Here is a 21,156-nt window from a genome sequence, read left to right on the forward strand (position 1 = left end):
TCGTCACGGCAGCTGCGGATGGCGTCTGCCCGGTCCTCGGACAGCCTACGTCGCGGCCCGCCGGCGGTCCTGCCACGATGGGAGGATGCCGCACCGCCCGGACCCCGCCGACCGCTGCCCGTGCACGAGCGGGGACTCCTTCGGCGCATGCTGCGGGCCGGTGATCGCCTCCGGTGTCGCTCCCACCGCGGAGCGGCTGATGCGGTCGCGGTTCACCGCCTTCGCGATCGGCGACGCCGACCACATCCTCGCGTCCTGGCATCCGTCCACCCGCCCTGCGGAGCTGGAGCTCGATCCGGAGATCCGCTGGACACGTCTGGACGTGCTCGGCACCGCCGCGGGCGGGCCGTTCGACAGCGAGGGAGTGGTCACATTCGAGGCCTTCTACCGGCACGACGGCGAGCGCGGTTCGATGCGCGAGCGCAGCCGCTTCCGGCGCGAGGGCGGGCGCTGGTACTACCTGGACGGGGCAGTGGGTAGGTTGGAGACGTGAACGCCAGTCCCGAACACCAGCGCGTCCTTCTCGAGATCGCCGAGCTCGACCGTCGCATCCAGCAGGCGGAGCGGGCGCGCACCAGGCCCGAGCACGCCGCCCGCATCACCGAGCTGGCCGGGATCCGGCAGGAGCAGCTGCGCGAGCTCACCGCGCTCACCGGCGTGCTCGAGGACGCCCGCGCGGAGCTGAAGCGCCTGGAGTCCGACGTCGCCCTCGCCGAGCAGCGGCGTGACCGGGACGCCGAGCGCCTGGCATCCGCGAGCGATTCGAAGCAGGCGCAGGCGCTGGAGCACGAGATCGAGAGCCTGGGACGGCGGCTGAGCGCGCTCGCGGACGCGGAGCTCGAGGTGATGGGGCGCGTCGAGGATGCGGAGGCCGCCGTGAACGCGCAGCAGGCGCTCATCGACGCCACGAACGCCGAGGGCTCCGAGCTCACCCGGAAGGCGAAGGAGGCGGTCGCCGCCGCCACCGCCGAGGGGGAGCGGCTGGCCCGCGACCGCGCCGCCGTGGCAGGCACCATCCCGCCCGCGCTGCTGGCCGAGTACGACCGGCGCGCCGCCCGCGGCGTCGGCGCCGGGCTGCTGCGTCGCGGCGTGTGCGAGGGATGCCGGATGGTGCTCTCCGGCACCGATCTGACGGCCGTGCGCCGCGCGGCACCGGACGAGCTGGCCTCCTGCCCGGAATGCGGAGCCATCCTGGTCCGCACCGAGGAGTCCGGTCTGTGAACCCCCTCGTCGATGTCCGCCCCCGGTGCTAGACCGGACGGTGTGAAGCACCCCGCGCCGCCCGTCGTGGTCGTCGGGCGCGACCCCGAGGGCGGCTGGCTCGCCGCGGGCGTCGACGAGGAGGGCGCCGCGGCCGATCCGGTGCACATCCCGGATCAGCGTCTGGCGGCGTGGATCGCGGATGTCGAGGCCGCCGTCTCCCCGCGGTGGACGGTCCGCAGCCTGCGCGCGTTCTATCCGCCGCTGCTGGCGGCCGGCGTCCGGCTGCGGAGGGCGCACGATCTGCTGCTGTGCCACGCGATCCTGCGGGACACGTCCTCCCTCGACGAGCCGCTGCCGGCGTCCACCGCGTGGCTCCGGGAGGATCCGATGCCCGGCGCCGACGACCGTCCCGCGCTGTTCGAGCTCACCGTCCGCGACCGCCGCGGCGACGAGGAATTCGCGGAGATCCTCGCCGAGTGGCGGCGGCAGGAGGAGGCGCTCGCCCGCGCGCGCGACGGCCGGCTGGCGCTGCTGTGCCGCGCCGAGTCGACCGGGGCCCTGGTCGCCGAGGAGATGACGGCGGCGGGTCTGCCGTGGGATCGCGACGTGCACGAGCGCATCCTCGTCGAGGAGCTCGGTCCCCGGCCGCTGCGCGGCGGGCGGCCGGGGGCGATGGCCCGGCTGGCGGCGGAGATCGGGGAGCACCTCGGAGACCCGGCCGTGAACCCGGACAGCCCGCCGCGGCTGCTGCGGGCGCTGCACCGCGCGGGAGTGCTCGTCGAGTCGACCGCGCGCTGGGAGCTGGCGCGCAGCGACCATCCCGTGGTGCCGCCGCTGCTGCGGTACAAGAAGCTCGCCCGCCTGTTCACGGCCAACGGCTGGGGCTGGCTGGACGAGTGGGTGGTGGACGGGCGCTTCCGCCCGGTCTACCTCACCGGCGGGGTGGTGACCGGGCGGTGGGCGTCCGCGGGCGGCGGGGCGCTGCAGATCCCGCGGCGGCTGCGCCCCGCGGTGCGCGCCGACGACGGCTGGATGCTGGTCCGCGCGGACGTCGCGCAGCTGGAGCCGCGGGTGCTCGCGGCGATGTCCGGGGACCGGGCGATGGCGGATGCCGGGCGCGGCTCGGATCTGTATGACGGCGTGGTCCGCTCCGGCGCGGTGGCGACCCGGGAGGAGGCGAAGTATGCGGTGCTCGGCGCCATGTACGGCGCCACGACGGGGGAGAGCGGGCGGCTGGTGCCGCGGCTGCGTGCGGTCTTCCCGCGTGCGATGGGCCTGGTCGACGAGGCCGCGCGTGTCGGCGAGGACGGCGGCGTGGTCAGTACGCTGCTCGGCCGCACCTCCCCGCGCCCGGATGCCGGGTGGCGCACCGCGCAGTCGGTCGCGAGCGGTCCGGATGCGGGCGGGGCCGAGGAGTCCCGCGCGCGCAGCCGGGCGCGCGACCGCGGACGGTTCACCCGCAACTTCGTGGTGCAGGGCACCGCGGCGGAGTGGGCCCTGCTGTGGCTGGCGGAGATCCGGCACCGGCTGCTCGCGCTGCCCCCGGCATCCGTTCCCGCCCCGGCATCCGGCCCCGTGTTCGCCGCGCGCGCCCACCTCGCCTTCTTCCTGCACGACGAGGTCATCGTGCACACGCCGGCCGAGCACGCCGAGGCCGCGGCCGCGGCGGTGCGGGACGCGGCGGCGGCGGCGACCGCCCGGCTGTTCCCCGGCGTGGAGATCGACATCCCGCTCGACCTGCGCATCAGCCGGGACGCGGGCAAGGACCCGTAGACTGGAAGGGCGAGCAGGTCGGTCGGACGGTCGCGTTGCGGGAGACCGCACCGAGGAACGTCCGGGCTCCACAGGGCAGGGCGGTGGGTAACACCCACCCGGAGTGATCCGCGAGACAGTGCCACAGAGAGCAGACCGCCTCTTCCGGTCCCTGAGCTTGTCGAAGGGTCCGGCGGGGTAAGGGTGAAAGGGTGGTGTAAGAGACCACCGGGGGTCGTGGCGACATGGCCCGCCAGGTAAACCTCGCCCGGAGCAAGGCCAGACAGAGGATGATGACGCGGCCCGCCGAGTCCTCGGGTAGGCCGCTGGAGCGGCACGGCAACGTGTCGCCGAGAGAGATGACCGTCGAAGGGGCTCGTCCCCGGAACAGAACCCGGCGTACAGACCGGCCCGCTCGCCCCTCTGCAACACACCGAAACGCAACAAGCCGAAACGCGACAAGCCCGATACGCAGGAAGCCCCGGCCGCCATCATGGCGCCGGGGCTTCCTGTGATCCGGGCTTCGGGCCGGTGCGTCCGCGCTCAGCCGTTCGCCGCGAGCGAGGCCGCGCCGATGATGCCGGAGGCGTTGCGGTGGATCGCCGCAACGATCGGGGTGTTCAGGTCGAGCAGCGGCAGGAACTTCTCCGGGTGCTTGGACACCCCGCCGCCGACGACGAAGAGGTCGGGGGAGAACAGGAACTCGACGTGCTTGAAGAACACCTGCAGGCGCGAGGACCACGCCTCCCAGGACAGGTTCTCCCGCTCCATCGCCGAGTAGGCGGTCCAGCGCTCGATGGACTCGCCCTCGTACAGCAGGTGGCCCAGCTCGGTGTTCGGGATCAGTACGCCGTTGTACAGGAACGCCGAGCCGATGCCGGTGCCGAGGGTGGCCATGATCGTGAGGCCCTGGGCGTCGCGGGCGGCGCCGTGGCGGACCTCGGCGACGCCGGCGGCATCCGCGTCGTTGACGAACGTGATGTCGCGGCCGAGCCCGTCCTCGAAGAACTTCTCGGCCTCGAAGCCGATCCAGTCCTTGGAGATGTTCGCGGCGGACAGCGTCCGGCCGTTCTTGACGATCGCCGGGAACGCGACGCCGAGGGGCAGCCGCGAGTCGGCGACGCCGAGCGTCTCGAGCACCTGGCGCACCGTGCTGAGCACGTCCGCCGGGGCCGCGCCCGCCGGGGTGGGGACCCGGATGCGCTCGGAGTCGAGCGTGCCGTGGGTGAGGTTGACGATTCCCGCTTTGATGCCCGTGCCGCCGATGTCGACGCCGATTGCCTGTGCCATGGCGAATAGCCTAGCGATGGTCGCGCTCCGGTCTAGGATCGTGACAGATCTCGATGAAGGGGACGGACATGCCCGACGGCGACGACAAGTACTGGTTCAACCTGAGCACCCGCGAGGTCGAGTACGGCATGCTCTCGCCCGCGGTCGACCGCGTCGGTCCCTTCGACACCCGCGAGGAGGCCGAACACGCGCCCGAGAAGCTCGAGGAGCGCTCCCGCGCCTGGGCCGAGGAGGAGGCCGCCGAGGACGCGTGGGGCTCGAACCGCACGGGCTCCGGTCCGGACGCAGACTCCGGTTCCGGCGCCGAGAGCTGAGCGATGGACAAGCAGCGGGATTTCGTGCTCCGCACGATCGAGGAGCGCGGTGTCAAGTTCGTGCGCCTGTGGTTCACCGACGTCATCGGCACGCTGAAGTCCGTGGCGATCGCCCCGGCCGAGGTCGAGGGCGCCTTCGCGGAGGGCATCGGCTTCGACGGCTCCGCCATCGAGGGCCTCACGCGCAGCTTCGAGTCGGACCTGCTCGCGCAGCCCGACCCGACCACGTTCCAGATCTTGCCGTGGCGGGGTGAGATCGACCCGACCGCCCGCATGTTCTGCGACCTGACCACGCCGGACGGCCGCCCGGCGGTCTCCGACCCGCGGCACGTGCTGCGCCGCACTCTGGCGAAGGCCGCGGATGCCGGGTTCACCTTCTACACGCATCCGGAGATCGAGTTCTACCTGCTGAAGTCGTCCTCGTTCGGGCCGGAGGGCCCGGTGCCGGTCGACTCGGCGGGCTACTTCGACAACGTCCCCGGCGGCACGGCGCACGACTTCCGGCGTCGTTCGGTGCGGATGCTGGAGGACCTGGGCATCTCCGTCGAGTACAGCCACCATGAGGGCGGCCCGGGCCAGAACGAGATCGACCTGCGTTACGCGGACGCGCTCACCACGGCGGACAACATCATGACGTTCCGCACCGTGATCAAGGAGGTCGCGATCGAGCAGGGCGTGTACGCGACGTTCATGCCCAAGCCGCTCACGGACCATCCCGGCAGCGGCATGCACACGCACATGTCGTTGTTCGAGGGCGACACGAACGCGTTCTACGAGGCGGGCGCGGAGTACCAGCTGTCCCTGATCGGGCGGCAGTTCATCGCCGGCCTGCTGCGGCACGCGAACGAGATCGCCGCGGTCACGAACCAGTTCGTGAACTCGTACAAGCGGCTGTGGGGCGGGGACGAGGCCCCGAGCTTCGTGACCTGGGGACACAACAACCGGTCGGCCCTGGTGCGCGTGCCGATGTACAAGCCGAACAAGGGGCAGTCCACCCGGGTCGAGTATCGGGCGCTGGATTCCGCCGCGAACCCGTACCTGGCGTTCGCGCTCATGCTCGCCGCCGGGCTGAAGGGCATCGAGAAGGGCTACGAGCTGCCGCCGGAGGCGGAGAACAACGTGTGGTCGCTGAGCGACTCCGAGCGCCGCGCCCTGGGGTACGCCCCGCTGCCGGCCAGCCTGGACCACGCGCTGGAGTACATGGAGGAGTCCGAGCTGGTCGCCGAGACGCTGGGCGAGCAGGTGTTCAACTACGTCCTGCTCAACAAGCGCAAGGAGTGGGAGGCCTACCGGGGTCAGGTGACGCCGTTCGAGCTCAAGAGCAACCTCGAGCTGCTCTGACGTTCCGGTGATGAACCGATCGTGATGGCCCGCCCCGACGCGTCCGTCTCGCTGTCGGCGCTCGCACGGCTGGGGTTCGTCGAGCTGTCGCCCGCCTCGGCGCGCCTCGAGGAGCTGTCCGCGCTGACCGGCGTCGACCGGGCGGACCTCGTCGACGGGCTCTCCGCCGCCGACCCGGACGGCGCTCTGGACGGACTGCTGCGGGTCGCCCGCCGCGACCACGGGCGGGTCGCGGCGCTCCTCGGCGACGAGGAGCTGCGGCCGGCGACGTGGCGGCTGTTCGGCGCCTCCGCCGGGCTCGCACGGTTCTTCGAGCGGCATCCGTCGCAGCTGCAGGCGGATGCGGTGAGCCGCACCGCCCTGCCGGACGCCGCCGAGCTGCGCGAGCGGATGCTGGCCGCTGTGGGCGCGACGGACGGCTTCGCCACGGCCGCCTCCCCGGTGGTCGCGCTGCGCGTGTGCTACCGGCGCTGCCTGGCCGAGATCGCCGCGGCCGACCTGGCATCCGCGGACCCGGTGGCGGCGATCCCCGCCGTGTCCGCCTGCCTGGCGGATGCCGCCGCCGCGGCCCTCGACGCCGCCCTCGCGGTCGCCCGGGCCGAACTGGGCGGCGGGGATCGGGCATCCGTCGCCGCACGCGAGGCCGCGGCGACCCGCCTGGCGATCATCGGCATGGGCAAGGCGGGCGCCCGGGAGCTCAACTACGTCAGCGACGTCGACGTGATCTTCGTGGCCGGCACCGCGGACGAGGAGCTGCTGCCGGAGCCGCGGGCGATCGACATCGCCACCCGCCTCGCCCGCGGCACGATGCGCGTGCTCTCCGGTGTGGAGACCGAGCCGCCGCTGTGGGAGGTGGACGCGGCGCTGCGCCCCGAGGGCAAGCAGGGCGCTCTGGTGCGCTCGCTCGCCGCGCATCTGGCGTACTACGACCGCTGGGCGAAGAGCTGGGAGTTCCAGGCGCTGCTGAAGGCCCGCGCGATCGCGGGGGACGCGGAACTGGGCGCCGCGTACATCGAGGCCCTGCAGCCGAAGGTGTTCTCCAGCGCAGCCCGCGAGGACTTCGTCGGCAGCGTGCAGCGGATGCGGGAGCGGGTCACCGAGCACATCCCGCCGGACGACGTGCCGTACCAGCTCAAGCTCGGCCCGGGCGGACTGCGCGACATCGAGTTCACCGTCCAGCTGCTGCAGCTGGTGCACGGGCTCACCGACGCGACGCTGCGCACCCGGGGGACGCTGGAGTCGCTGGATGCGCTCGTCACGGGCGGCTACATCGGACGCGCCGAGGCGGCGTCGTTCGCGCGGGACTACTGTGTGCTGCGGCTGCTCGAGCACCGGCTGCAACTGGCCGACTTGCAGCGCACACACCTGATGCCGCGGGCCGAGCACGCGCTGCGGTCGCTGGCGCGCGCGACGGGCCTCGCCGACACCGGCGACGGAGTGCAGCGGGTGTGGGAGGGCGTGCGGCGCGAGGTGCGCGACCTGCACACCCGGCTGTTCTACCGTCCGCTGCTGAGCGCGGTCGCCTCGCTGCCGGAGGAGGAGCGCGAACTGTCGCCGGAGCAGGCCGGCGACCGGCTCGCCGCGATCGGCTTCCGCGACCCGGCGGGCGCGCTGCGCCACATCGCCGCGCTCACCTCGGGGTTGAGCCGGAAGGCCACCATCCAGCGTCATCTCATGCCGGTGATGCTGCGCTGGTTCGCGGACGGCACCGATCCGGACTACGGACTGCTCGCGTTCCGGCGGATCAGCGAGCGTCTCGGCGACACCCCGTGGTTTCTGCGGATGCTGCGCGATTCGTCCGGCGCCGCGGAACGGCTGACGACGCTGCTGACCGCCTCCCGATATGTCGGGGAGCTGATGGAGTGGATCCCGGAGTCCGTGGCCTGGCTGGACGGCACGGACGCCCTGCAGCCGCGGGGGCAGGCGGCGCTGGACGAGGAGGCGCGCGCGATCCAGACGCGCCACGACCGGGCCAAGGACGCGTTCCGGGCGGTGAGGGCGCTGCGCCGCCGCGAACTGTTGCGCACGGCGATGGGGGCGGTGCTCGACGTGCTCGACATCGACCAGGTCGCGCAGGCGCTCACCGACATCACGGATGCCACGATCCAGGCGGCGCTGCGGGCCGTGCGTCGCGAGGTGGTGCCGCCCGAGGACGACGCCCTGGACTTCTCGATCATCGCGATGGGCCGTTTCGGCGGCGGCGAGCTCGGGTTCGGGTCGGATGCCGACGTGCTGTTCGTCTACGAACCGAACGGGGTGGACCCGCATCGGGCGCAGCAGCTGTCCAGCCGGATCGTCGCCGGGCTGCGGGAGCAGCTCGACGATCACCGCGTGCCGCTCGAGCTCGACGCGGATCTGCGCCCCGAGGGCCGCAACGGGCCGATCGTGCGCACCCTGGACGCGTACGCGCAGTACTACCGGCGCTGGTCGCTGTCCTGGGAGTCGCAGGCGCTGCTGCGCGCCCGCGGCGTGGCCGGCAGCGGCAAGCTCATCGCCCGGTTCCTCCAGCTCGCGGATGGCGTCCGGTATCCGGCGGAGATCGCGGTGCAGGACGTGCGGGAGATCAAGCGGATCAAGGCGCGGGTCGAGGGGGAGCGGCTGCCGCAGGGCGCGGATCCGCGCCGGCACCTCAAGCTCGGTCCTGGCACGCTCAGCGACGTGGAGTGGATGGTGCAGATCCTGCAGCTGCAGCACGCGCACCGCATCCCGGCGCTGCGCACCACGTCCACGCTGCGGGCGCTGCAGGTGGCGGCGGAGGAGGGACTGATCCCGGCGGATGCGGCGACACTGCTGCGTGAGGCGTGGGTGCTGTCCAGCCGGCTGCGCTCGGCGATGACGCTGCTGACCGGGCAGACCAGGGATGTGCTGCCGGCCGATCTGCGGGAGCTGGACGGGGTGGGGCGGATCCTCGGCTACCCGGACCGCTCGGGGGCGGTGGTCGAGGAGGACTATCTCCGCGTCACCCGGCGGGCGCGGCGGGTGTTCGAGCAGCTGTTCTACGGATGAAGGGCGATTCGGCAAGATGGGACACATGGCAGAGACGACGGAGGCGCGGCGTTCCGCCGCGGTGATCTGGAACCCCTCGAAGGTGGCCGAGGACGAGCTGCGGGCCGCGGTCGACGCGGCGCTCGGCGAGGACGTGCTGTGGCTGGAGACCAGCGAGGAGGATCCTGGCCGCGGAATGGCCGAGCAGGCGATCGCGGAGGGGCGGGATCTGCTGGTCGCGGTCGGCGGGGACGGCACGGTCCGTGCGGTGGCGGAGGCCGTCGCCGGCACGGAGGCCGCGCTCGGGATCGTGCCGCGAGGAACCGGGAACCTGCTCGCCCGCAATCTGGGCATCCCGCTCGGCGACATCCCCGCTGCGCTCGCGCGCATCAGCGAGGGGGAGGAGCGCCCGCTGGATCTGGGCTGGGTGACGCTGGGTGAGGATGCCGAGGAGCAGGCGTTCGCGGTCATGATCGGGTTCGGGCTCGATGCGCAGATGCTCGCGGAGACCGATGACGACCTGAAGGCCAAGGCCGGATGGCTGGCGTACGTGCAGGCCCTGGGCCGGGCGGCCGCCGCGACCGAGCTGGTCGGCGCGCAGATCGCGCTCGACGACGAGGAGCCGGAGGCGACCAGCATCCACACCATGCTGATCGGCAACTGCGGCACCATCCAGGGCGGCATCACGCTGCTGCCGGATGCGAAGCCCGACGACGGGCGGCTGGACGTCCTCCTGGTCAGCGCCGACGACGTGGCCGGCTGGATCGACACGGCGCGGTCGGTGCTGTGGGACAACGGCCTGAAGCGCCTGCTGCAGCGATCCGCCGATGTCAGCGCCGTGAGCACGGATTCCGCGACGCACGCGTCGGCCGAGCGCATCCGGGTGAAGCTGCTCGAGCCGCAGCCGTTCGAGATCGACGGCGAGGAGGCCGGCGAGGTGTCCGAGTTCAGCGTGCGTGTGCAGAAGGGCGCGTTGCGCGTGCTCTGAGCCCGGTCAGGGCGTGGAGAGTGGGGTGGGGTGTGACGCCCCAGACACCCGAAAGCCCGCCCCGGCAGGTGACCGGGACGGGCTTTCGCGAAGGGGTCAGACCCCGTAGTACAGCTCGTACTCGTACGGGTGCGGACGCTGCGCCATCGGCAGGATCTCCTTCTCGTACTTGTACTCGATCCAGGTGTCGATGAGCTCCTTGGTGAACACGCCGCCCTCGAGGAGGAAGTCGTGGTCGTTGCGGAGCGCCTCGAGCGAGTCCAGCAGCGAGTTCGGCACCTGCGGGATGTTCTTGGCCTCCTCCGGCGGGAGCTCGTAGAGGTCCTTGTCGATCGGCTCCATCGGCTCGATGCGGTTCTTGATGCCGTCCAGGCCCGCCATCATCTGGGCCGCGAAGGCGAGGTACGGGTTGCCCGACGCGTCCGGCACGCGGAACTCGATGCGCTTGGCCTTCGGGTTCGAGCCGGTGAGCGGGATGCGGATCGCGGCCGAGCGGTTGCCGGCGGAGTAGGCCAGGTTCACCGGCGCCTCGAAGTGCTTCACCAGGCGGTGGTAGCTGTTCAGGGTCGGGTTGGTGAAGGCCAGGACGGCGTGCGCGTGCTTGAGCAGGCCGCCGATGTACCAGCGCGCGGTGTCGCTGAGCTGGCCGTAGCCGGTCTCGTCGAAGAACAGCGGCTTGCCGTCGAGCCACAGCGACTGGTGGGTGTGCATGCCCGAGCCGTTGTCGCCGAACAGCGGCTTCGGCATGAAGGTCGCCGTCTTGCCCCACTCCTGGGCGGTGTTCTTGACGATGTACTTGAACTTCAGCACGTCGTCGGCCGCGCGCACCATGGTGTCGAAGCGGTAGTTGATCTCCGCCTGACCCGCGGTGCCCACCTCGTGGTGCGAGCGCTCGACGATGAGGCCGGCGTCGGCGAGCTTGAGGACGATGTCGTCGCGCAGGTCGGCCTGCTTGTCGACCGGGGAGACGGGGAAGTAGCCGCCCTTGAACGGGGTCTTGTTGCCGAGGTTCCCGCCCTCCTCCTTGCGACCCGAGTTCCAGGCGGCCTCGTCCGAGTCCACGGCGTAGAAGCTCTTGCCGGCGGTGACCTCGTAGCGCACCTCGTCGAAGATGTAGAACTCCGCCTCGGGTGCGAAGTACGCGGTGTCGGCGATGCCGGTGGAGGCGAGGTACTTCTCCGCCTTCTTGGCGACCTGGCGCGGGTCCTTCGAGTAGATCTCGCCGGTGCGCGGGTTGTAGATGTCGAAGACCATGATCAGCGTCTTCTCGGCCCGGAACGGGTCGAGGTAGGCCGTGGTGACGTCCGGGATGAGCTGCATGTCGGACTCGTGGATGCTGGCGAAGCCGCGGATCGAGGAGCCGTCGAACAGCTGGCCGTCACGGAAGAAGTCCTCGTCGACCGCCGAAGCGGGGATGTTGAAGTGCTGCTGAACACCGGGGAGGTCGGTGAAGCGGATGTCGAGGAACTTGACGTCCTGCTCCTTGATGTACTGGAGCACCTCTGCGGGATCTGTGAACATGAACGACTCCTGGATCGGGTACTGGTCGATTGCAACCTTACGCAGGCTATGGCCGACCCGTTTCCCGACCGTGTCCGTCGTGTTTCGGGGATGTTACAGCGGCTGGGTAGGCTGAGACGGTGACGGATGCCGTGAACGCGTACCCCGGGGAGCGCCTCGGATTGCCGGAGAGCGGGCCGCGCAGCATCGCCCGGATCGGCCGCCGCGTCGGCGCCCTGCTGATCGACTACACGGCCGCGACGATCATCGCGATCGGCTTCCTCGGCTACGACCCGCTCGCGCTGCCGCACGAGGCGGGCTGGCGGCAGTTCGCGCCCATGCTCGTCTTCGCCCTGCTGCAGATCCTGTTCATCCCGACCGCGGGCGGCAGCCCCGGGCACCGCATCCTCGGGATGCGGGTGGTGCGCATGGGCGGGGGCTGGGTGGGCCTGTGGCGTCCGGTGGTGCGCACGCTGCTGCTCGTGTTCGTCATCCCCGCCGTGATCTGGGATGCCGATCAGCGCGGCCTGCACGACAAGGCGGCCAGCACGGTGCTGATCCGCTCCTGAAACGGGACGCTTCGACAGGCTCAGCGTCCGCGGGGGACAGGCTCGGCGTCCGCGGGGGACGGGCTCATTCCCTGCCGCGGTTGCGGCGGCGCGTCTCACGCGGCGCGCGGCCGCCGAGGAAGGACCGGGCCGGGTCGACGACGAAGCCCTGGCGCAGCGCCTCGCGCCCGATCAGCATCCGGAATCCCATCTCGTCACGGTTGCTGAGCGTGACCTCCGCGAGCACCTCGCGGTCGACGAGTCGCAGCATCAGCTGCACCACGATCCGCTCCTGCGCATGCCCGGACGAGCTGCGCACGGCGCGACGATCGTGCACCGGGAGCTCGGCGACGACGGCATCCGCCTGGCTGTTCTGCCACGGCCGCACCGTGAACCGCACCCACTCCTCCTCCTCGCGCTCGAACTCGTGCACGTCGTAGGCGTGCAGCGAGGAGGTGCGGGCGCCGGTGTCGATCTTCGCCTTGATCCAGTCGATGCCGAGGTCGGGCAGCGCGACCCACTCGCGCCACCCCGTCAGCGTGTTTGAATGAGAGGACCGACCCACCCCTACATCCTGGCAGGAAACCCTCTGTGAAGATCGCCGTCCTCTCACGGGCACCGCAGTCCTACTCCACGCAGCGTCTCCGGGCGGCCGCACTGCAGCGGGGTCACACCGTGAAGGTGCTGAACACCCTGCGCTTCGCGATCGATCTGTCGGCGGACGTGCCGGACCTGTTCTACCGAGGCAGGCAGCTCAGCGACTACGACGCGATCCTGCCCCGGATCGGCAACTCGATCACCTACTTCGGCACGGCCGTGGTGCGTCAGTTCGAGCAGATGGACGTGTACACCCCGAACACGGCGAACGGCATCTCCAGCGCCCGCGACAAGCTGCGGGCGAACCAGATCCTCTCCCGGCACAACATCTCCATGCCGCCGACCGCGTTCGTGCGCAACCGCGCAGACGTGCGCCCCGCGATCGAGCGGGTCGGCGGCGCTCCGGTCGTGATCAAGCTGCTGGAAGGCACCCAGGGGATCGGCGTGATCCTCGCCCCGCAGGTGAAGGTGGCCGAGGCCATCATCGAGACGCTGCACTCCACCAAGCAGAACGTGCTGATCCAGAAGTTCATCGCCGAGAGCCGCGGCCGCGACATCCGCGCCCTCGTCGTCGGCGACCGCGTGGTCGCCGCGATGCGCCGCGTGGCCGACGGCGACGAGTTCCGCTCGAACGTGCACCGCGGCGGCCGGGTGGAGCCGGTCACCCTCGACCCGCAGTACGAGCAGACCGCGGTCCGCTCCGCGCAGATCATGGGACTGCGGGTCGCCGGCGTCGACATGCTGGAGGGCGAGGACGGCCCCCTGGTGATGGAGGTGAACTCCTCCCCGGGACTGCAGGGCATCGAGGCGGCGACGAACCTCGACGTCGCCGGCGCGATCATCGACTACATCGCCGCGCAGGTGGCCTTCCCCGAGATCGACATCCGCCAGCGTCTCTCCGTCTCCACCGGCTACGGCGTCGCCGAGCTGGTGATGCACGCCGGTGCGGAGCAGGTTGGCAAGAAGCTCGGCGACCTGGGGCTGTGGGACCGCGACATCACCGTCCTCACCCTGCACCGCGGGGTGAGCGTCATCCCGAACCCGCGCAAGCACGTGGTGCTCGAGCCCGAGGACCGGCTGCTGTGCTTCGGCAAGCTCGAGGAGATGCGCTCGATGATCCCCGAGCGCAAGCGCCGCCGCGCCAAGGTGCGGCGCCTGCCGAAGGAGCCGCTCGGCGACTGAACGGGCGCCTCGAGCGACCGCCAGGACGACGAAGGCCTCCTGCCCTCTGCGGGGCGGGAGGCCTTCCTCGTCGCGGATGCTCAGCGCGGACGCTGCGCCCTGACCTTGGTCGGGTCGATGCCCTTCGGGATCGGCAGCGACGACAACGACTGCGACACCGACTCGAGACGGCGGATGACGGCGGCCATCGTGGCCTTGTCGATCGCCTTGGGCAGCTTCTTGATGGTCTTCGCGAGGTCCGCGATCGCGACGTCGTCCTCGCCGTGTCCGACGTAGAGCACGGTCACCGGCACGCCGTGCGCGACCCGCTGGGCCTTGGTGCGCTCCTCGTTGACCAGACGCGTCAAGCGGCCCCGGGCGCCCTCGCCGACGATGACGATGCCGCCGCGGCCGACGACGCGGTAGACGGCCTCCTGGGTCTTCGGGTTGATGCCGACCGGGGTGTCCGCGGCCTGCCAGCTGCGGCCGAGGCCGGTGCTGAGCACGTGACCGCTCGCGCCGGGCATCCCGTCGATCTTGGCGTACATGGCCTTGGTGGACAGCCGCGTCATCAGGATCATGGCGCCGAGCAGACCGAGCATGAGGCCGGTGATGCCCCAGAGCAGCAGCGCGTACCACTGCGCGTGCCCGAGCAGGAGCCCGATGATGAGCCCGATCAGGACGCCGCCGACGAGGATCGCGAGCTGCGCCCAGGGCAGCCAGCCGTAGACCTCGCGCGTGAACCGGAACAGGGACCGGATCTGCGAGAAGAAGCCGGGACGCTTCTCAGGTTCGGGAGCACGCTTTGCCATGGGTACCAGCCTACCGAGTCGGCGGTGCTCCGGCCGTCCTGCACAGGAGCGCGGATGCCCCGATCTGTGCACAGCGACCGGTGCATCGCGCACCGGCACCGGCCCGCATGCGCTCTGATGGGGGCATGGACGACGCAGCGGCGGCTCTCGTACCCGGGGCGCACCGGGTCATCCGGCAGGTGGACGACGCCGAGTCTGCCTTCGCCGGCGTGCTGGTGGCCGACGGCGGACGGGTGCGCGTGCGGATGCCGGCGGAGCGGACGCCCGCGCCGCTGTGGCGCTTCGCCGGCAGTGAGCACATTGCGGGCGTGACCGACGTCGTCCGCCGGGGCGACGGGCTTGATGTCCTGCTGCCGTGGTGTGCGGAGCGGGTGGACGTGTTCCTGGGGCGCCGCGCGGCGGCCGAGGAGCCGCTCGCGACCGGCGAGGCGGTCACGCTCGTCGGCAGCCTGCTGCGCGGGATCGGGGAGGCCGGGGACGAGCCGTTCACGGGGGCGTGGTGGCTGGACGGCGACGCCCGCCCGCTGTTCGTCCCTGGGGCGGGGGAGGCGCTGATCCCCGCCGTGCGGGCGCTCGTCGCCCGGGTGCGCGCACGATGCACGGACAGAGCGCTGGAGCGCCTGCTGGCCGAGGTGGAGCGGATGCCGGACGGCGCGCGCGCTGTCCGTCGCCGGCTGGACGGCTGGGAGGACGCTCTCACCGAGCTCGCGGCTCCGAAGCCGCTGCGGCGCGAGGTCGTCGCCGCGGGGGAGGTCGGCGCGGGAGATGTCGGCGAGGTGGCGATCGCGGTCCGCGGCGACCGAGCGACCGCCCGCGACACTCGCACGACGGTGGCCCGCGGCGTTCTCCCGGCGGCGGCCTCTGCCGCGCACGCGGCGGCGGTGCCGTGGGCGTCCGCGACCGCGGATCCCGAGGCGGGGACGGACGCCGTGCGCCGTCGGGCGGGTGCAGGGCGGACCGTGCCCTCGGCGGTCATCGGTCGTGCCGCGCCCCCGGCGGGCACGAGGGTGCCGCTCCTCCGGGCGCCCCTCGGGGCGATCCTCAGATGGCGGACGGCACCCTCGGAACGGGCGCGGCGGGTGACCGCCGAGCCGGGCACGCATCCACCCGGTGTGCGTGCCGCGGTCGGCTCCCGGCTGACGGAGCTCCGGATGCGAGGCCGCGGCGGGCGCGCCCGGATGAGAACGTCGGTGATGGCGCCCGGCGAGCAGGCCGCGCGGACGCCGGGAAGGGTCGGGCGCCGGCCTCTTCTCGTGGGTGCAGCGGCGGCCGTCGCGGTGCTCGCTGCGGGCATCCTCTGGCCGGCGGTGCCGGGGGAGACGCGAGCCGATGAGCGGCTTCCGGCCTCGGCCACCGCGCAGGCGCCGGGGTCGCGCGGCAACGGCGACGCGGACCCGGCTGCGGCGGGCGCGGGCGGCGTGCTGACGCGCGACACTCGGCCCGAGGCCACCGATTCCGGCGCCGGGGACGGCGCATCCGGAGCGTGCGCCGCACCGGGAGACTGCGCCGCCGGCGATGAGGCGGGCGCCTCCGCCGCGCCCGCCGACCTGGTGCGGACCGGGCAGACGCTTCTCGCCGGGATCGCCCGCTGCCGGGCGGAAGGGGACGCGGAGTGCGCCGAGGCGATCGCACCGGGCGCCGCGCCCGCCGTGCAGGAGAACCTCGCGGCCGGTCCGGCGTCCGCGGTGGAGCTCGTCGAGGACTACGGGGACGTCGCTGTGCTGCGTGTCAGCGGCGACGGGACGGGGCCGCAGATCGTCGTCCTCGCCCGCGCAGACGGAAGATGGCTGGTCCGCGACGTCTACGACATCGCGGACCAGCCATCAGGGCCGGGCTAGCTGCTCAGATGCCCAGCTGCGCGGCGAAGTCGGCCGCCTCCAGGCGGGCCTTGACCGCGCCCAGGAAGCGCGCGGCGTCCGCGCCGTCGATCGTGCGGTGGTCGTACGACAGCGCCAGGTACACGTACGAACGGATCGCGATCGCGTCCACGCCGTCGACGGTCACCACACCGGGACGCTTGAACACCGTGCCGGTGCCGAGGATCGCGGACTGCGGCAGGAACACCAGCGGTGTGTCGAACAGCGCGCCGCGCGACCCGGTGTTGGTCACGGTGAACGTGCCGCCGGCCAGCTCGTCCGGCTTCAGCTTGTTGTCACGGGTGCGGGCCGCGAGGTCCGCGATCTCGTGTGCGAGCTGCGCCAGGTTCTTGGTGGCCGCATCGCGGACCACCGGGGTGAGCAGCCCGCGCTCGGTGTCGACCGCGATCGAGATGTTCTCGGTGTCGGGGTAGACGATCTTGTCGCCGTCGACCGTCGAGTTGATGATCGGGAACGCCTGCAGGGCCTCCGCGGCGGCCAGCGTGAAGAACGGCAGGAAGGAGAGCTTGTCGCCGGTCTTCTGCTGGAACTCGCCCTTCACCCGGTCGCGGTAGGCGGCGAGCTTGGTGACGTCGACCTCGACGAACGTCGTCAGCTGCGCCGTCTGCTGCATGGAGGCGACCGCACGCTCGGCGACCACCTTGCGCAGGCGCGACATCGGCTGCGTGGTACCGCGCAGGGGCGAGACCTCGAGCGGCTTCGGCGCGGGGGCGGCGGAGGGTGCGGATGCCTGTCCCTTCGCCTCGGCGGCCTTCAAGACATCCTCCTTGCGGATGCGGCCGCCGACGCCGGTGCCCTTCACGGATGCCAGGTCGACGCCCTGCTGCGCGGCGAGGCGCCGCACCAGCGGGGTCACGTACAGCGTGTCGCCCTCGGCCGCGGCGGGCTCCGCGGCCGCGGCAGGCTGCGCCGGGGCGGCGGCCGGTGCCGCGGGCTGGGCGGGAGCGGCGGCAGGGGCCGCCGGCTGGGCGGGAGCGGCGGCAGGTGCCGCGGGCTGGGCGGGGGCTGCCGGGGCGGGTGCCGCGGGCTGCGCCGCCGGAGCCTCCTGTGCCGGAGCCGGCTGGGCCGGCGCCTGCGGAGCGGGCTGGGCCGGAGCCTCCTGGGCGGGTGCGGCGGGAGCGCCCGAGCCGATGCGGGCCAGCACGGCGCCGACGGCGACGGTCTCGTCCTCGGCGGCGACGATCTCCTGCAGCACGCCGGCGACCGGTGACGGGATCTCGGTGTCGACCTTGTCGGTCGAGATCTCCAGCAGCGCCTCGTCCACGGCGACCTCGTCGCCGACCTGCTTCAGCCAGCGGGTGACGGTGCCCTCGGTGACGCTCTCGCCGAGCTCCGGGAGGACGACGTCGGTCGCATCGCCCGAGGAAGCGGCCGGTGCGGCCTGCCCGGGTGCGGCCTGCTCGGGAGCCTCCTGCGCGGCCGGCGCCGACGTGGCGGCGGGCGCCTCGGCCGGTGCGGCCTCGGCGGGAGCGGCCTCGGCCTGCGGGGTCTCGGCGGCGGGGGCCTGGCCGGACGGCGCGGCACCGCTGCCGTCGCCGATGCGCGCCAGGAGCGCCCCGACCTCGACCGTCTCGTCCTCCGCGACGAGGATCTCCTCGATCACGCCGCTCACGGGCGAGGGGATCTCGGTATCGACCTTGTCGGTCGAGATCTCGAGCAGGCCCTCGTCCGCCTGAACGGTGTCGCCGACCTGCTTCAGCCAGCGGGTGACCGTACCCTCTGTGACGCTCTCACCGAGAGCGGGGAGGACCACGGGTGTGCTCATGACGGAGTCTCCTTTGAAATCTGTGACGCCTTCAGCTTAGTGACCTGGACGTCCATTGTTGCGGTTCAGAGTGCGTGAAGCGGTTTTCCGGACAGCGCGAGGAACGCCTCACCGAGGGCCTCGCTCTGCGTCGGATGGGCATGCACCAGCGGTGCGATGTCCTCGGGGTGCGCCTCCCAGGCGACGGCGAGCTGACCCTCGGTGATGAGCTCGCCGACGCGGTCGCCGAGCAGGTGGACGCCCACGACGGGGCCGTCCTTCCTGCGGACGACCTTGACGGTGCCACCCGTTCCGATGATCTCGCTCTTGCCGTTCCCGGCCAGGTTGTATTCGTAGGCGACGACGGCGTCCTCGCCGTGCGCGGCCTTCGCCGCCTCCTCGGTGAGTCCGACCGAGGCGACTTCGGGGCTGCTGTAGGTCACGCGCGGGATCTGCGTCTCCGGGACCGCGGGCACCTCGAGCCCGGCGATCCGCTCTGCGACGGCGATGCCCTGCAGGAATCCGCGATGCGCGAGCTGCAGGCCCGGCACGATGTCGCCGACCGCCCACACGCCCGGCGCGCTGGTGCGCAGCCGCTCGTCCACGGTCACGAAGCCGCGGTCGAGGGCGACGCCGGCCTCCTCGAAGCCGAGACCGGCCGTGGCCGGCCCACGGCCGACCGCGACGAGCAGATAGTCGGCGCTGTGCACGGTGCCGTCCTCGAGTGTGACGGTGACCTGCGTGTCGTCCTGCACGGCCTGCTGGAAGCGCACGCCCAGGGAGTAGGCGATGCCGCGGCGGCGGAAGGCGCGCTCGAGTCCCTTGCTGAGGGCGACGTCCTCGTTCGGGACGAGGTGCGGCAGCGCCTCGATGATCGTGACCTCGGCGCCGAACGAGCGCCACACGCTGGCGAACTCGACGCCGATGACGCCGCCGCCGAGGATGATCACGCGCTCGGGCACCTCGTCCAGGGCGAGCGCCTGCTCGCTGGTGAGGATCCGCCCGCCGATCTCCAGCCCGGGCAGGGAGCGGCTGTACGAGCCGGTGGCGAGGATGACGTCGGCCCCCCGGTAGACGTCGTCGCCGACGCGGACCGAGCGGTCGGCCTGGAGCCGCCCCTCGCCGGCGACGACCGTGATGCCGCGCGCCTTGATGAGTCCTTCGAGACCCTTGTGCTTCTTGGCGACGATGCCCTCGCGATAGGCGCGCACCCCGGCCGGGTCGATGCCCTGGAAAGCGGCGGCGACGCCCACGGATGCGGCGTCGCGTACGTGGTCGGCGACCTCCGCGGCATGCAGCAGCGCCTTGGTCGGGATGCAGCCGCGGTGCAGGCAGGTGCCGCCCACCTTGTCCTTCTCGATCAGCACGACCTTCTTGCCGAGCTCGCTGGCGCGCAGAGCGGCGGCGTATCCGCCGCTGCCGCCGCCCAGGACGACGATGTCGGTGTCGTGCGCGGTCATCATGCCTCCTCGGCGGATGCGGCGGCGGATGCCTCGGCGAACGCGATCAGCGAGCGCACGGCGGCTCCGGTCGGGCCCTTCTCGGTGAAACCGTACGGCGAGCCGCTGTGCTCGGCCGACCCGGCGATGTCCAGATGCACCCACGGGATCCGCGGTGCGTCCTCGTCCTGCGAGGTCCGGCCCACGAACCGCCGCAGGAACAGGCCGGCGAACAGGGACCCGCCGGAGCGGTCGCCCATGTTCGCGTTGACCATGTCGGCGATCTGCGAGTCCAGCGACTCCTCCATGTAGTCCGGCAGCGGCAGGGCCCAGGCCGGCTCACCCGTCGCAGCCGCCGCCTCGAGGTACTCGCGCACCGCCTCGTCCTCGCCCATCACACCGGTGTGGCGCTTGCCGAGCGCGACCAGGATGGCGCCGGTGAGCGTGGCCACGTCGACGATCACGTCCGGCTTCTCCCGGCTTGCGGCGACCAGGCCGTCGGCGAGCACCAGCCGTCCCTCGGCGTCGGTGTTCAGCACCTCGACGGTCTGCCCGTCCAGCATCCGCAGCACGTCGCCGGGCCGGGTGGCGCGACCGGAGGGCATGTTGTCCGCGATGCACATCCATGCGGTGACACGTACGGGCAGGGCGAGCTCGGCGATGCCGCGCAGCACCGCCAGCACGGTGGCGGCGCCGGCCATGTCGAACTTCATCCCGACCATGCTGGCGGCGGGCTTGAGCGAGAGGCCGCCGGTGTCGAAGGTGATGCCCTTGCCGACGAGCGCGATGTGGCGGACGGCGGCGGCGGGGGAGTAGTCCAGACGCACCAGCCGTGGCGGCCGGTCCGACCCGCGCCCCACGCCGATGATGCCGCCGTAGCCCTGCTCCTCGAGCTCCTTCTCGTCCAGGATCCGCACGTCCACGGGCAGGCCGGCGACCGCGCCTGCGGCGGAGGCGGCCAGATCCGCCGGGCTCTGCCACTCGGCCGGCACCGAGACGAGGTCCTTGACCAGTGCCACGGCCTCGGCTACCGCCCGGGCGCGCGTGAGCGCCGTCTCGTCCAGCGCGGCGTGCAGCACCAGCGCGGACGCCTTGCCCGGCTTCTTCTCCGAGCGGTAGTCGTCGAAGCGGTAGCCGCCGAGCAGGGCGCCCTCCGCGGCGGCATCCGCGTACGCCTCCAGACCCGGGGCGAAGCCGATCGCGACCGTGCCGTAGCCGGTCAGCGAGCGCACCGCCGTGCCGACCGCGTCGCGCACCGCACCGGCATCCGCATTCCGTCCCGTGCTGACCACCGCCAGCGGCACCGGCGACACCTCCGGCAGGTGCAGCCGGGCGAACGCCGAAGCGGTGCCCTTGAAGCCGATGCCGGCGAGGGCGTCGGCGAGACCGGGGTATCCGTCGAGAGCGCCGTCCGCGGCGGCCGGGTCCGGGATGACGAGCACTGCGGCGTCGGCCGCACTTCCTGGGAACCGATCGGACGAGGGCGTGATCTCGGGAAGCGTCATGGGGACCATCCTAGGGAGAGGCGCCCGCCGCGGCCCGTCACCACCGGGTCCGCGTGTTCGCTGTGAGCATCGCTCCCGCCGAGCGCACGCCTCCGGCGGC

The 21,156-nt window shown here is 72.3% G+C and carries 17 protein-coding genes and 1 other RNA gene; 11 read left to right on the plus strand and 7 right to left on the minus strand.

Annotated features, from left to right (window positions below; all coding sequences use genetic code 11):
• Positions 1–85 precede the first annotated feature (85 nt).
• The 4 genes from JRG78_RS06080 to rnpB all read left to right on the plus strand — a co-directional run bounded on the left by JRG78_RS06080 (position 86) and on the right by rnpB (position 3,373).
• Entirely contained in the window at positions 86–493 is a 408-nt protein-coding gene (locus tag JRG78_RS06080; protein ID WP_272653783.1) for a YchJ family protein, read from the plus strand.
• Positions 490–1,221, plus strand: coding sequence for a zinc ribbon domain-containing protein (locus tag JRG78_RS06085; protein WP_272653784.1), 732 nt, complete (start codon positions 490–492; stop codon positions 1,219–1,221). Before JRG78_RS06080 ends, JRG78_RS06085 begins: the two co-directional genes overlap by 4 nt.
• 42 nt (positions 1,222–1,263) lie before the next feature.
• Entirely contained in the window at positions 1,264–2,976 is a 1,713-nt protein-coding gene (locus tag JRG78_RS06090) for a bifunctional 3'-5' exonuclease/DNA polymerase (protein WP_442927369.1), read from the plus strand.
• A 14-nt stretch (positions 2,977–2,990) separates the two neighbouring features.
• Positions 2,991–3,373: RNase P RNA component class A (gene rnpB, locus JRG78_RS06095), an RNA gene on the plus strand.
• A gap of 125 nt (positions 3,374–3,498) precedes the next feature.
• On the opposite strand, the gene ppgK is transcribed toward rnpB, so the two are convergent.
• Positions 3,499–4,245 carry a polyphosphate--glucose phosphotransferase gene (gene ppgK, locus JRG78_RS06100; protein ID WP_259608103.1) on the minus strand — a complete coding sequence of 249 codons (747 nt, stop codon included), beginning with the start codon at positions 4,243–4,245 and terminating at the stop codon, positions 3,499–3,501.
• A gap of 68 nt (positions 4,246–4,313) precedes the next feature.
• Here ppgK and JRG78_RS06105 point away from each other — a divergent pair, with 68 nt between their 5' ends.
• Genes JRG78_RS06105 through JRG78_RS06120 form a run of 4 tightly spaced genes read left to right on the plus strand, consistent with a single transcriptional unit; the run spans position 4,314 to position 9,873 of the window.
• Complete coding sequence (locus tag JRG78_RS06105) at positions 4,314–4,559, plus strand: SPOR domain-containing protein (RefSeq protein ID WP_259608104.1); 246 nt, start codon at positions 4,314–4,316, stop codon at positions 4,557–4,559.
• Positions 4,560–4,562: 3 nt separating this feature from the next.
• The gene (locus tag JRG78_RS06110; protein ID WP_259608105.1) at positions 4,563–5,900 is read left to right on the plus strand and encodes a glutamine synthetase family protein; all 1,338 of its coding nucleotides are present in this window, start codon (positions 4,563–4,565) and stop codon (positions 5,898–5,900) included.
• A gap of 24 nt (positions 5,901–5,924) precedes the next feature.
• Positions 5,925–8,906 carry a bifunctional [glutamine synthetase] adenylyltransferase/[glutamine synthetase]-adenylyl-L-tyrosine phosphorylase gene (locus JRG78_RS06115; RefSeq protein WP_272653798.1) on the plus strand — a complete coding sequence of 994 codons (2,982 nt, stop codon included), beginning with the start codon at positions 5,925–5,927 and terminating at the stop codon, positions 8,904–8,906.
• Between the two features lie 25 nt (positions 8,907–8,931).
• Positions 8,932–9,873 carry a diacylglycerol/lipid kinase family protein gene (locus JRG78_RS06120; RefSeq protein ID WP_272653786.1) on the plus strand — a complete coding sequence of 314 codons (942 nt, stop codon included), beginning with the start codon at positions 8,932–8,934 and terminating at the stop codon, positions 9,871–9,873.
• Positions 9,874–9,969: 96 nt separating this feature from the next.
• On the opposite strand, the gene glnA is transcribed toward JRG78_RS06120, so the two are convergent.
• Positions 9,970–11,394, minus strand: coding sequence for a type I glutamate--ammonia ligase (glnA, locus tag JRG78_RS06125; RefSeq protein WP_259608108.1), 1,425 nt, complete (start codon positions 11,392–11,394; stop codon positions 9,970–9,972).
• A 119-nt stretch (positions 11,395–11,513) separates the two neighbouring features.
• On the opposite strand from glnA, the gene JRG78_RS06130 reads away from it, so the two are divergent.
• A complete protein-coding gene (locus tag JRG78_RS06130; protein WP_259608109.1) occupies positions 11,514–11,942 on the plus strand; it encodes an RDD family protein in 429 nt (142 codons plus the stop codon).
• Between the two features lie 64 nt (positions 11,943–12,006).
• On the opposite strand, the gene JRG78_RS06135 is transcribed toward JRG78_RS06130, so the two are convergent.
• Complete coding sequence (locus JRG78_RS06135) at positions 12,007–12,486, minus strand: ATP-dependent zinc protease family protein (protein ID WP_259608110.1); 480 nt, start codon at positions 12,484–12,486, stop codon at positions 12,007–12,009.
• Between the two features lie 26 nt (positions 12,487–12,512).
• Here JRG78_RS06135 and JRG78_RS06140 point away from each other — a divergent pair, with 26 nt between their 5' ends.
• Positions 12,513–13,700 carry a RimK family alpha-L-glutamate ligase gene (locus JRG78_RS06140; protein WP_259608111.1) on the plus strand — a complete coding sequence of 396 codons (1,188 nt, stop codon included), beginning with the start codon at positions 12,513–12,515 and terminating at the stop codon, positions 13,698–13,700.
• 80 nt (positions 13,701–13,780) lie between these two features.
• Here JRG78_RS06140 and JRG78_RS06145 read toward each other — a convergent pair whose 3' ends face one another.
• On the minus strand, positions 13,781–14,491 hold the full coding sequence (locus JRG78_RS06145; RefSeq protein ID WP_259608112.1) for a DUF4191 domain-containing protein: 711 nt from the start codon (positions 14,489–14,491) through the stop codon (positions 13,781–13,783).
• 125 nt (positions 14,492–14,616) lie between these two features.
• On the opposite strand from JRG78_RS06145, the gene JRG78_RS06150 reads away from it, so the two are divergent.
• Positions 14,617–16,329, plus strand: coding sequence for a hypothetical protein (locus JRG78_RS06150; protein WP_259608113.1), 1,713 nt, complete (start codon positions 14,617–14,619; stop codon positions 16,327–16,329).
• Between the two features lie 4 nt (positions 16,330–16,333).
• Here JRG78_RS06150 and sucB read toward each other — a convergent pair whose 3' ends face one another.
• The 3 genes from sucB to JRG78_RS06165 all read right to left on the minus strand — a co-directional run bounded on the left by sucB (position 16,334) and on the right by JRG78_RS06165 (position 21,056).
• Positions 16,334–18,133 carry a 2-oxoglutarate dehydrogenase, E2 component, dihydrolipoamide succinyltransferase gene (gene sucB, locus JRG78_RS06155; protein WP_259608114.1) on the minus strand — a complete coding sequence of 600 codons (1,800 nt, stop codon included), beginning with the start codon at positions 18,131–18,133 and terminating at the stop codon, positions 16,334–16,336.
• A gap of 65 nt (positions 18,134–18,198) precedes the next feature.
• Positions 18,199–19,572: a dihydrolipoyl dehydrogenase gene (lpdA, locus tag JRG78_RS06160; RefSeq protein WP_259608142.1), complete on the minus strand. Its 1,374-nt coding sequence runs from the start codon at positions 19,570–19,572 to the stop codon at positions 18,199–18,201.
• On the minus strand, positions 19,572–21,056 hold the full coding sequence (locus JRG78_RS06165; RefSeq protein ID WP_259608115.1) for a leucyl aminopeptidase: 1,485 nt from the start codon (positions 21,054–21,056) through the stop codon (positions 19,572–19,574). Before JRG78_RS06165 ends, lpdA begins: the two co-directional genes overlap by 1 nt.
• Between the last annotated feature and the right edge of the window lie 100 nt (positions 21,057–21,156).

Source organism: Microbacterium sp. EF45047, from assembly GCF_028472845.1.
Classification (GTDB): Bacteria; Actinomycetota; Actinomycetes; order Actinomycetales; family Microbacteriaceae; genus Microbacterium; species Microbacterium neungamense.

Excerpts from the sequence above, each read along its gene's own strand:
- JRG78_RS06080 (WP_272653783.1), top strand. The coding sequence starts at position 86 with ATGCCGCACCGCCCGGACCCCGCCGACCGCTGCCCGTGCACGAGCGGG.
- ppgK (WP_259608103.1), bottom strand. The coding sequence starts at position 4,245 with ATGGCACAGGCAATCGGCGTCGACATCGGCGGCACGGGCATCAAAGCG.
- JRG78_RS06105 (WP_259608104.1), top strand. The coding sequence starts at position 4,314 with ATGCCCGACGGCGACGACAAGTACTGGTTCAACCTGAGCACCCGCGAG.
- JRG78_RS06110 (WP_259608105.1), top strand. The coding sequence starts at position 4,563 with ATGGACAAGCAGCGGGATTTCGTGCTCCGCACGATCGAGGAGCGCGGT.
- JRG78_RS06115 (WP_272653798.1), top strand. The coding sequence starts at position 5,925 with ATGGCCCGCCCCGACGCGTCCGTCTCGCTGTCGGCGCTCGCACGGCTG.
- JRG78_RS06120 (WP_272653786.1), top strand. The coding sequence starts at position 8,932 with ATGGCAGAGACGACGGAGGCGCGGCGTTCCGCCGCGGTGATCTGGAAC.
- glnA (WP_259608108.1), bottom strand. The coding sequence starts at position 11,394 with ATGTTCACAGATCCCGCAGAGGTGCTCCAGTACATCAAGGAGCAGGAC.
- JRG78_RS06145 (WP_259608112.1), bottom strand. The coding sequence starts at position 14,491 with ATGGCAAAGCGTGCTCCCGAACCTGAGAAGCGTCCCGGCTTCTTCTCG.
- JRG78_RS06150 (WP_259608113.1), top strand. The coding sequence starts at position 14,617 with ATGGACGACGCAGCGGCGGCTCTCGTACCCGGGGCGCACCGGGTCATC.
- sucB (WP_259608114.1), bottom strand. The coding sequence starts at position 18,133 with ATGAGCACACCCGTGGTCCTCCCCGCTCTCGGTGAGAGCGTCACAGAG.
- lpdA (WP_259608142.1), bottom strand. The coding sequence starts at position 19,572 with ATGACCGCGCACGACACCGACATCGTCGTCCTGGGCGGCGGCAGCGGC.
- JRG78_RS06165 (WP_259608115.1), bottom strand. The coding sequence starts at position 21,056 with ATGACGCTTCCCGAGATCACGCCCTCGTCCGATCGGTTCCCAGGAAGT.